The sequence below is a fragment of the Sanguibacter inulinus genome (genome assembly GCF_013415325.1).
Lineage (GTDB): Bacteria > Actinomycetota > Actinomycetes > Actinomycetales > Cellulomonadaceae > Sanguibacter > Sanguibacter inulinus.
The window spans coordinates 125,720-132,198 of the sequence record NZ_JACBYE010000005.1; the positions used below are offsets into that span (position 1 = coordinate 125,720).

Genomic DNA, 6,479 nt, shown 5'->3' on the forward strand with positions numbered 1-6,479 from the left:
GACCGGAGGGAGGCTGTGGACCACCGGACTCCCGCGACGTCGAGTAGCGTCTGACCCGTGATGACTTGGCGCGGTGCACGCATCCTCTCGACAGGCAACAGCTGGGACGGGGCGCTCGAGCTCACCGTCACCACAGATCCGAGCACCGCGCCCGACGGCTCGACCGAGGCGCCCCGCACCCTCCGTGCGCTCGCCTACCCGGCCCTCGTCGGACCGACCGTCGTCGGCGACCACGTCCTGCTCAACACCACGGCCCTCGACAGGGGCCTTGGCACCGGTGGCTACGCCCTCGTCGTCGCGGTCCTGCCGAGCGACGACCGCCAGGTGGCCCGCGCATCGGTCCCCGACGGGCCCGGGCACCTCGTCAAGGCCCGCTACACACCCCACCAGACCATGGTGCTCGGCATCGACGAGCAGGAGTCGCCCCACCACGAGACGCTCGAGGACGCCGACGACCTCGACGCCATGCCCGTGGTCGTCGCCGACCTCCACTCCGCGCTCCCCGCGATCATCGCCGGCGCCCGCCACCACGCCGAGGTCCTCGGACGCACGCAGCCGCGCATCGTCTACGTCATGACCGACGGCGGCGCGCTCCCCGCCTGGTTCTCCCGCACGGTCTCGACCCTGCGCCAGACAGGCTGGACCGACGCCACCATCACCGTCGGCCAGGCCTACGGCGGCGACCACGAGGCCGTGACCGTCCACACCGGGCTCCTCGCCGCCCGCCACGTCCTCGACGCCGACCTCGCCGTCGTCGCCCAGGGACCGGGGAACCTCGGGACAGGGACCCGCTGGGGGTTCTCCGGTGTCGTCGCGGGCGAGGCCGTCAACGCCGCAGCCACCCTCGGCGGACGCCCCGTCGCCTCCCTGCGGGTGTCCGGGGCCGACCCCCGCCCCCGCCACCAGGGGATCTCCCACCACTCCCTCACCGCCTACGGACGGGTCGCGCTGCTCAGGGCCGACGTCCCCGTCCCGGGCTTCGGCCAGGTCGCCGACAGCTTCGCCGAGACCGACCACGACCCGCGCGCGCTCGAGGCGAGGGTCCGCGAGCAGGCGCTCACCCTCGCCAGCACGACAGCCCGGCACACCCTCGTCGACGTCGAGGCGACCCAGGCGCTCGCAGACGCCCTCGAGGGCTCACCGGTCCGACTCTCGACGATGGGGCGTGGGACGGCCCAGGACCCTGCGGCCTTCTTGGCCGCGGCGGTCGCCGGGCAGCACGCCGTGTCGCTGCTGGCGTAGCGGGAGGCTGCGCGCAGCACCGCGCACCACCGCGCACCAGGACTCTCGTCCCAGTGCTGCAGGTCACGTCCCTCCTACGCTGACCGGGAGCCACGTCACATTCCGGACGGGCGGCTCGCCGACCAGGAGGTCCTGCTGCGTGAGCCACCCCGTCAGAACCGTCGACCGGCGGGCGCGCTCCTCAGCTCGTCCTGTCACCTCCCGTCAGCCTCTCCCACCCACCTGGGTGCTCAAGATGGCGCTCGCCGTGACAGGGACGGTCTTCGTCGCCTTCGCCGTGTTCCACCTCTTCGGCAACCTCAAGGTGTTCCTCGGCAAGGATGAGCTCAACCACTACGCCTTCTGGTTGCAGCGCGACCTGCTCGCGCCCCTCGTGCCCGAGGGCTGGTTCGTGTGGATCTTCCGGGCTGTCCTCACGCTCTGCCTCGTCGTGCACGTCTGCGCGGCCGTCGTCGTCCGGGGCCGTGCCCGTCGTGCCCGCGGTCCTTACCCGCGCAGGCGGCTCCGAGGAGTCCGGGCGTTCCAGGCCCGCTCCATGATGGTCACGGGCACTGTCCTGCTGCTCTTCGTCGTCTTCCACGTCCTGGACCTCACCGTCGGAGCAGCACCGGTGGCCAGCGACCGCTTCGAGCACGGCAACGCCTACGACAACCTCGTCCACAGCTTCGAGCGACCGGTCGTCGCCCTCTTCTACGTCGCCGCGATGGTCGTGCTCCTGCTCCACGTCGCCCACGGCCTGTGGAGCGTCGTCAACGACCTCGGCGGGACGGGCCGGCGTCTGCGTGCGGTGGCCGCAGCGCTCGCCGGCGTCGTCGGTCTCGCGCTGCTGCTCGGCAACGCACTCATCCCGCTCGCCGTCCTGACAGGAGCCGTCTCATGACCACGCACGAGAAGACCGGAGACGGTGTCCTCGACGTCGACACGCTCCGGATCATCGGGGACGCGATCGACGGCAACGTCCCGCGTACCCAGCCCGAGCGTGCCTGGGACGACCGACGGCTGCACTACAACCTCGTCAGCCCCAGCAACCGCCGCCGGCTGAAGATCATCGTCGTCGGCACCGGCCTGGCCGGCGCGGGCGCAGCCGCGGCACTCGGGGAGCTCGGGTACGACGTCGAGAGCTTCACCTATCACGACGCCCCGCGCCGGGCGCACTCCGTCGCCGCCCAGGGCGGCATCAACGCGGCCCGGGCACGCTCGGTCGACAACGACTCGGTCTCCAGGTTCGTCAAGGACACCATCAAGGGCGGTGACTTCCGCGGCCGCGAGGCAGACGCCTTCAGGCTCGGGCAAGAGTCGGTCCGGGTCGTCGACCACATGACGGCGATCGGTGCCCCCTTCGCCCGGGAGTACGGCGGCAGCCTGGCCACCCGCTCCTTCGGTGGCGTCCAGGTCTCCCGCACCTACTACACACGGGGCCAGACCGGCCAGCAGCTCCAGGTTGCCGGCGCTGCTGCTCTGCTGCGACAGGTGGACCGTGGGACGGTCGTGCTGCACACCCGCCACGAGATGCTCGACCTCGTCGTCGCGGACGGCCGCGCCCACGGGGTCGTCGTGCGAGACCTCGTGACAGGCGCGGTCCGAGCGGTCACGGCGCACGCCGTCGTGCTCGCCACAGGTGGGTACGGGAACATCTTCCACAAGAGCACCCTGGCCAAGAGCTCCAACGCGACGGCCGTGTGGCGCGCGCACAAGCGCGGCGCCCTCGTCTCCAACCTCTGCTTCGTCCAGTTCCACCCCACGGCGCTGCCGCTCTCGGGCGAGTGGCAGTCGAAGACGATCCTCATGTCCGAGTCGTTGCGCAACGACGGACGCATCTGGGTCCCTCTCGTCGCCGGCGATCCCCGTGCGCCCGGAGAGATCCCCGAGGCCGAGCGGGACTACTACCTCGAGCGTCGCTACCCCACCTACGGCAACCTCACCCCCCGCGACGTCGCCTCCAGGGCGGCACGGGAACGCATCGACGCCGGCTTCGGTGTCGGCCCGCTCGCGAACTCCGTGTACCTCGACTTCTCGGACGCCCTCGCACGCCTCGGACGGGACGTCGTCCACGCGCGCTACTCGAACCTCTTCGACATGTACCAGAGCGCGACCGGCGACGACCCCTTCGAGACACCGATGCGGATCGCGCCCGGTGCCCACTTCGCGATGGGCGGCCTGTGGTCCGACTACGACATGATGACGTCGGTCCCCGGTCTCTTCGTCGGCGGCGAGGCCGGCTGGGGCTACCACGGTGCCAACCGGCTCGGCGCGAACTCCCTCCTGTCAGCCTGCGTCGACGGATGGTTCACGCTCCCCTACTCGGTGCCCAGCTATCTCGCACCCCTGCTCGGCACCCCGGTCCTGCCGCTCGACGACGACGCCGTGACCGACGCGCTGCGGACCGTCGAAGAACGCATCGCCCGCCTCCTCGAGAGCACGGGCACCCGGGGACCAGACAGGTTCCACCAGCAGCTGGGCGAGATCCTCTACAGATGTGCAGGCGTCACCCGCACCCCCGAAGGGCTCTCACGGGGCATCGAGGAGATCCGCGCGCTGCGCGCCGAGTTCTGGCGCGACGTGCGGGTCATGGGCGCCGGCGACCAGCTCAACCAAGAGCTCGAGCGCGCAGGCCGGGTCGCCGACTACCTCGAGATGGCAGAGCTGCTGTGCCTCGACGCCCTCGACCGGGACGAGTCCTGCGGAGCCCACTTCCGCGCCGACCACGTCACCGACGACGGCGAGGCCCGCCGCGACGACGACGCCTGGTGCCTGGTCTCCGGCTGGGAGTCACCCACCACACCCCCAGAGGACGGCGGACGGTTCGTGCGCCACGACGAACCGCTGACCTTCACCGCCGTCCCGCTGCAGACGAGGAGCTACACGTGAGGCTCACACTCAGGGTCTGGCGCCAGCAGTCGGCACGCGCCCGTGGATCCTTCGAGACCTACCTCGTCACGGACGCGACCCCCGAGATGACGCTCCTCGAGCTCCTGGACCGGCTCTACGACCAGCTCGTGACCCAGGGCCTCGAACCCGTGGCCTTCGACTCCGACTGCCGCGAAGGGATCTGCGGCTGCTGCGGGATCGACGTCGACGGCTCCCCGCACGGCCCCCTCGACAACACCCCTGCCTGCGAGCAGCACGTGCGGTCCTTCGCCGACGGAGACACCATCGTCCTCGAACCGTTCCGCTCCGCAGGCTTCCCGGTCGTCCGAGACCTCGTGGTCGACAGGTCCGCCCTCGACCGCGTCATCCAGGCGGGCGGGTACGTCTCGGTCGACGCAGGCACCGCGCCCGACGCCGACGCGCTGCCCGTGACCACGACGACCGCCGAGACCGCACTGGACTTCGCCGCCTGCACGGGCTGCGGCGCGTGCGTCTCAGCCTGCCCCAACGGCTCCGCCCAGCTCTTCACAGGGGCACGGCTCCAGCACCTCGCGCTCCTGCCGCAGGCCCAGCAGGAACGATCCTCACGAGCCGTCGCGATGATCGACGAGGCCGAGCGCAGCTTCGGGCCCTGCTCGACCTTCGGCGAGTGCGCGATCGTCTGTCCGGCCGGGATACCGCTGTCCGCGATCGCCACGGTCGGCAGAGAACGGATGCGCGCCTTCGTCCTAGGACGCAAGCGCTCGTGACACCGCCACTCGGCCGAGCGCAGCACCGGCCTCCGCTCGAGCAGCGGACCGGGGAGGAGCCGTACAACTTCTCCGACCTCCCGCCCTGTGGCCCGTAGCACGTTAAGGTGGGCGCCACGATGACGTCACCACACCAGCAGAACCGCACCTCAGCGCCTGCGAGCAGCCTCCCCGCGCAGGCGCGAGCACAACGGCCCGGTGCCAGTCGGCCGCGCCGTGGTCCCGCGACCGCCGCAGCGCTCGCGGCCCTGCTCCTGCTGCTGGTCGTGGTCGGGTCTGCGCTCAGCGGTCCGTGGCAGGTCACCGAGCCTGACCCCGTCCCGGTGACGATGGCGCCGCTCGAGGAGATCACCGCGACACCTTCTCCAGAACCGACCCCAGAGGACTTCCTGCAAGAGCGGGAGAACCAGGGCGACGGCGCGAGCACGGTCCTCATGGTCATCCTCGGGATCTTGCTGCTCGCCGCGATCGTCGCGGCTGTCCGCAAGGTCGTCCGGCGCCGGCTGCCGCCGTGGCACCGGGGCGAGAAAGAACCCGACCCTGTCGTCGGAGACGGCGCGTCGGCGATCATCGCCGTCGTACCCGTGGCCGCTCTCGAAGAGGCGGCCGGGCTCGCCGCGCAGCGGCTGCGCGCCTCGACCGACCCCACCGACGACGTGGTGGCAGCCTGGGTCGCGCTCGAGCGCGCCGCCGAGGAGAGCGGGACAGCCCGGACGCCCGCGCAGACGCCGACAGAGTTCACCGTCGCGGTCCTCGGGACGACGTCTGCGAGGCCTGCGGACGTCCAGACGCTGCTCCGGCTGTACCACCGCGCGAGGTTCACCGAGCACCGCATCACCCCTGCCGAGGGTGCGACGGCTGCCGATGCTCTCGAGCGGCTCGTGGAGGACCTCCGGTCGTCGGGATCTGCGGAGAACGGAGTTCCGGGCGGCCAGGCTGGAGCTGGTGGGCCTGCCGGACCTGGTGGCGCAGGCGGTCCTGGCCGTCAGGCGCGACAACCTGCTCCGGGGGGCCAGCCGCCGGCTCGCCGATCGACGGAGGACGGCGCATGATCCGCCTGGCTGTCTACGGAGCGATCGAGGCCGCAGTCGCGGCGATGCTGCTGCTGGCCGCGGGGACCGACCTCGCGCACACCCTCATGGCCTTCCTCGCAGCCGTAGCGGTCACGGTCTTCGTGGTCGGCCAGCCCGAGCCGCGGTCGCCGCGATGGCCCCGCACCGAGGTCTCGGTCAAGGACGGCGCACGCGACGACGTCTCCAACCTGTCCTGGACGTTGCTGTCGAAGGACGACGCCGTCTCGCCACGGGCTGTGCGCGCGGTCCGTGCGACGGCGAGCACCAGGCTCCGGCTGCTCGGTGTCGACCTCGACGACCCCGCCGACGCACCCGCCGCGCGGAGGCTGCTGGGCGACGAGACCTACGCCTTCGTCGAGTCTTCCCTCGACAAGCCGACGCTCCCCCACCTGCTGCGAGCAATCGACCGGCTGACGGAGATCGACCCAGCAGGCACCGCACCACCGAGGTCGACCTGATGTGTCACGACCGTCGCACAGCCCGGCGAGCCTCGACACCCCAGCAGGCCTCACCAGCACAGCCCGCAGCACACCGTCTTCCCCACCCC

6 protein-coding genes are annotated in these 6,479 nt (G+C 71.5%); all 6 read left to right on the plus strand.

Annotation, left to right across the window (positions count from 1 at the left end; translation table 11 throughout):
• Positions 1-57: 57 nt before the first annotated feature.
• The gene (locus HZZ10_RS03765; RefSeq protein ID WP_308507474.1) at positions 58-1,242 is read left to right on the plus strand and encodes a DUF3866 family protein; all 1,185 of its coding nucleotides are present in this window, start codon (positions 58-60) and stop codon (positions 1,240-1,242) included.
• A gap of 139 nt (positions 1,243-1,381) precedes the next feature.
• Complete coding sequence (locus tag HZZ10_RS03770) at positions 1,382-2,122, plus strand: succinate dehydrogenase/fumarate reductase transmembrane subunit (RefSeq protein WP_308507475.1); 741 nt, start codon at positions 1,382-1,384, stop codon at positions 2,120-2,122.
• Positions 2,119-4,110: a fumarate reductase/succinate dehydrogenase flavoprotein subunit gene (locus tag HZZ10_RS03775; RefSeq protein WP_179912461.1), complete on the plus strand. Its 1,992-nt coding sequence runs from the start codon at positions 2,119-2,121 to the stop codon at positions 4,108-4,110. Before HZZ10_RS03770 ends, HZZ10_RS03775 begins: the two co-directional genes overlap by 4 nt.
• Positions 4,107-4,859, plus strand: a complete 753-nt coding sequence (locus HZZ10_RS03780) for a succinate dehydrogenase/fumarate reductase iron-sulfur subunit (RefSeq protein ID WP_179912462.1) — start codon at positions 4,107-4,109, stop codon at positions 4,857-4,859. Before HZZ10_RS03775 ends, HZZ10_RS03780 begins: the two co-directional genes overlap by 4 nt.
• Positions 4,860-4,978: 119 nt before the next feature.
• Positions 4,979-5,911 (plus strand): DUF4129 domain-containing protein, encoded by a 933-nt coding sequence (locus tag HZZ10_RS03785; RefSeq protein WP_179912463.1) that lies wholly within the window; start codon positions 4,979-4,981, stop codon positions 5,909-5,911.
• Positions 5,908-6,390: a hypothetical protein gene (locus tag HZZ10_RS03790; protein ID WP_179912464.1), complete on the plus strand. Its 483-nt coding sequence runs from the start codon at positions 5,908-5,910 to the stop codon at positions 6,388-6,390. The genes HZZ10_RS03785 and HZZ10_RS03790 overlap by 4 nt, the downstream gene beginning before the upstream one ends.
• Positions 6,391-6,479: the final 89 nt, after the last annotated feature.